The organism is Bacteroidota bacterium (genome assembly GCA_030017895.1).
Lineage (GTDB): Bacteria > Bacteroidota > Ignavibacteria > UBA10030 > BY39 > JASEGV01.
In genome coordinates this window covers 1-3,657 of sequence record JASEGV010000106.1, presented here as the reverse complement: position 1 = coordinate 3,657, position 3,657 = coordinate 1, and the positions used below count along the sequence as shown (strand labels likewise).

Here is a 3,657-nt window from a genome sequence, read left to right as displayed (position 1 = left end):
ATGTCGAAATGCCATTTCGACTTACATAGTCCCGATTTATGAACAATCTTTCGTTGGTTAAAAATCGGAAGATTTACAGAGCCGGTTTATCAGTGTGAGAAGTCGGCTTTGTTTTGTGTTGGATGGGTGAGTAGGTCCGCTGGGTTTATATTATATCAACAAGTTGCGGAAAAGTGTGAGAGGAGGATGTAAAATATTTTTTAAAAAATCAAAAAACACTTGACTTTCAATTTTAGGGGATGTATATTAAACCCAACAATTAATAACTGCACATTAACAATTAAGAGGCTAACGATGTGTGATATTAGTAAAAGAGATATAGGTTTAAAATATAGGTTGGCAAGAAATTGCCCCCCCCATCAAATTTGTAAACAGGAATTCTAAATTCAATATTCATCATTCGCGGAACTTAAACTATGAATAAAAAAAACATTAGATTAATAATACTGGTCTTATTTACATTAACAATATTTACAAGCTGCAAAAAGGATGGACCGGTTGACCCATCTCTTGGAGTATGGCGATCATTAGGATTAGAAGGGAAGTTAGTTCCCAATTTAGTTTTTATAGAAAATTATTTGTATGCAACGGCTGGAAGGGATGGACTATATCGCATAAATCGGTCCACGACAAATGCACATTGGGAGTACATTGGGCTTGCGGATACGAGTATTGAACGCTCGCTCGAGTCTGGCGTCACAGATGTAGTGAGTATGCCTGGCAACCTTCTCGCCAGTTACGTTGCAGGGTATCAGTATAAGAAGCATGGTGTTTATCGAACATCGGATAATGGTTCCTCATGGCTACCGTCTGACAGTGGGATGATTACAACACTGGGATATCCGACGGCAAGTCAAGTTTTAAGATTAGAAGTTTCACAGACCGACCCAAGCATCATTATCGCAGGAACATCTGTAAGTTTGGTATATAAAAGCTCAGATGGCGGTGTATCATGGCAAAAAATTACAGGAACTATTGGAGCCAGCGCCTTTAACTATGCGATCCGATTAAATCCTTTGAAGCCTTATGAAATATGGATTGGCGGTGAGACTGGACGCTTTGCTCCCTTTCTACATCATTCTACTGATATTGGTGCAACTTGGAACAGTCTTCGCTTTCCCCCTAACATCGGGCCATACACTTATGACAATGCCGTTTATGACATTGCCGTCGATCAAAGAAACGATAGCGTACTATACTTCGGCATGGTAGGTGCAATTGTTAAGACAAAAGACAAAGCACAAACATTTCAACGAGTACTGGGTTGGGAAGACGGAATATATCGTAATTGGCGGCTTGCGATTAATCCAAACAATCCAGATGAAATATTTGCAACAGGATTTTACCTTTACAGGACAACAGATGGAGGGCAGACATGGCTGAAGATTAAACCTCCTTACTTTGAGATATATGCCCTTGCAGTTGATTGGCAGAAGCGATTGCTTTTTGTAAGTGTGTCAAGTCCAGAAAATGGAATTTACAAATATCAATTTTGAGGGCGTAATATATGAATAAAATACTCTTTCGCGAGAGATCGCCGCCAGGTTAGATGCTAAAATAACAAGCCCCCGATGGGTTGATACGTCAATTATCTCTGCCCAGAGAATTCATCGAAGTTTCAAATACCTTCGAGGGCTTTTTCTTTTAATTCAACAATATTAAAATAAAAAATATAAAAGGAGAAAACAAATGAACAGTATAAAATATATAAAAACATTATGGCAAAAATACCTGTCATTTATCGTCTTAATAACAATTTTATCGTCAACAAATGGACTCTCTCAGCTTCAGCAGTTTAAACTTCAGGGGAGAGATTATCACTTAGATGGAAAAAATTGGTACACATTTTTTGAAGGAAAGAAAGGAGACGAAATAATTCCTAACCGGTTAATAGTGAGGCTTAAAGATAAGGGATTTATTGAAAACCTTGACTTTCAGCGATTAAGCATCAACGGTGTTTCGATGGGAAGCGCAAGATTTCTTGATGGTTTTTATGTGTTAAGTATCGCACCAGATCGTGACCCCTTCTATATTGCATCTGCACTTCAACAGAGTGGAAGATTTGAAATTTTAGAGTTTGATGCTAAAGGAAAACGACTCGAAACACCGAACGATCCATTGTTTCCACAGCAGTGGAATTTAACAAAAATCCAAATGCAGCAGGCTTGGGACATAACTTCTTGGAATAGCTCTATTATTCTAAGTATTATTGATAGCGGAACACGATACACACACGAAGACCTTGATGGAAATATATGGGTCAACCCAGCTGAAGATCTAAATGGGAATGGAAGACCGGACTTTATATCGGTTGCACAAGGAGGTGATCTTGACGGTTTGGACAATGATGGGAATAGCTATGTTGATGATCTAGTCGGTTGGGATTTTGCCGGTGGAAATAACTATCCTTCTGAACCTTTTCAGCCCGATAATGAACCCCTTGACACTGATGGACACGGTACGAATGTTGCCGGTGTGTCCTCTGCACAAACGAATAACTACGAGGGCGGTTCTTATCGTGGCATTGCTGGTGTAGCTGGTGGTTGGGGAAATCAAAAAGGTGTAAGTTTGATGGTGTTGAGGGATGGTGGAGAAGATCCGATAGCTTCTCTAACCTTACAAGCAATCGAATATGCTGCACGTAATGGAGCGAGAGTTATAAACATAAGCTCCGCATTTTTACCTGAACCATCTGGTATGTCAACCGCTGTTAACCTCGCAGTCAATACCTACGGTATCATCATCGTTGCATCTGCAGGCAACAATGGTGCATATTCAGATCCAAGCATCCGCTATCCTGCGAGATATTCAAATACCATCGCCGTCGGAGCTACAGACTATAACGACAATCGCCGCTCTTACAGTGCCTACGGTCCTCAGATGGATGTCGTCGCTCCAGATGGTGTTCAATCTACAACTATGGCAGGAGGATACATAAACAGTGTTACTGGAACCTCATTTTCGGCTCCACACGTTGCTGGTTTGGCTGCTTTACTTCGGTCAAAAGTTCCATCATTAAAACAGTGGGAAGTACGAGACATTATTAGGAATTCTGCAGATAAGGTACCTGGTATGGGAGGAAATAATTTTACAAATTATTATGGTTATGGAAGAATTAATATCTACAAGGCGTTGTCGCATCCAGTGATATCACAATTTACACAGGCTCCCAATCCAATTTATCGTGGGAATTCAGGATCAGTAACCTGCCACCTCTCACTCGGGCATGGAGATATAACATATACATGGTCACACGCTTATTTTCCTACGGGTTCAACCGTAACATACAATGGAAATAAAGCGAATATATATTATGGATATTCTAAGCAAGCTTCAATTAATGAGTATAATGAAAAGGTTCCAATGGCAATTTTAACATGTACAGCACAAAATGATGCAGGTTCATATACATTATCAACACCAGTATTTTTTGGTACATATCCACCCTCAGGCTGTCCGTTTGTTTATACTTGGAACGGCAGCGAATATATTGAAGATAATAACATACTTCCGCAAAGTGTTTATACGCCTCCGGAAGAAGGGCTTATAACTGATTATTACCAACTTTTCAAAGAACCAATCGAAACCGATAGAACATATAAACTACGAGTCGGCGAGTTTGAACAGGAAATATCAACACTCGATCAGTTTAAATTG

At 39.8% G+C, this 3,657-nt stretch carries 2 protein-coding genes; both read left to right on the top strand.

The window, feature by feature from the left end; translation table 11 throughout:
- Positions 1 to 416: 416 nt before the first annotated feature.
- Positions 417 to 1,496, top strand: a complete 1,080-nt coding sequence (locus tag QME58_13455) for a hypothetical protein (protein MDI6804821.1) — start codon at positions 417 to 419, stop codon at positions 1,494 to 1,496.
- Between the two features lie 193 nt (positions 1,497 to 1,689).
- A partial coding sequence (locus QME58_13450; GenBank protein MDI6804820.1) for a S8 family serine peptidase occupies positions 1,690 to 3,657 on the top strand: 1,968 nt, incomplete at its 3' end.